Source organism: Bacillus sp. mrc49 (genome assembly GCF_002803435.1).
In genome coordinates this window covers 1-304 of record NZ_PHNG01000431.1, presented here as the reverse complement: position 1 = coordinate 304, position 304 = coordinate 1, and the positions used below count along the sequence as shown (strand labels likewise).

1 rRNA gene is annotated in these 304 nt (G+C 54.9%); it reads left to right on the top strand.

Annotation, left to right across the window (positions count from 1 at the left end):
• Positions 1-304, top strand: a 23S ribosomal RNA gene (locus tag CVN76_RS02635); the annotation flags it as partial.

The window sequence follows — 304 nt, the reverse complement described above, 5'->3', positions numbered from 1 at the left end:
GCGTTGAAGTCAGACCGGAAGGACTGGTGGAGCGCTTAGAAGTGAGAATGCCGGTATGAGTAGCGAAAGAAGGGTGAGAATCCCTTCCACCGAATGCCTAAGGTTTCCTGAGGAAGGCTCGTCCGCGCAGGGTTAGTCGGGACCTAAGCCGAGGCCGAAAGGCGTAGGCGATGGACAACAGGTTGATATTCCTGTACCACCTATACATCGTTTGAACGATGGGGGGACGCAGAAGGATAGGGTAAGCGCGCTGTTGGATATGCGCGTCCAAGCAGTTAGGCCGGAAACGAGGCAAATCCCGTTT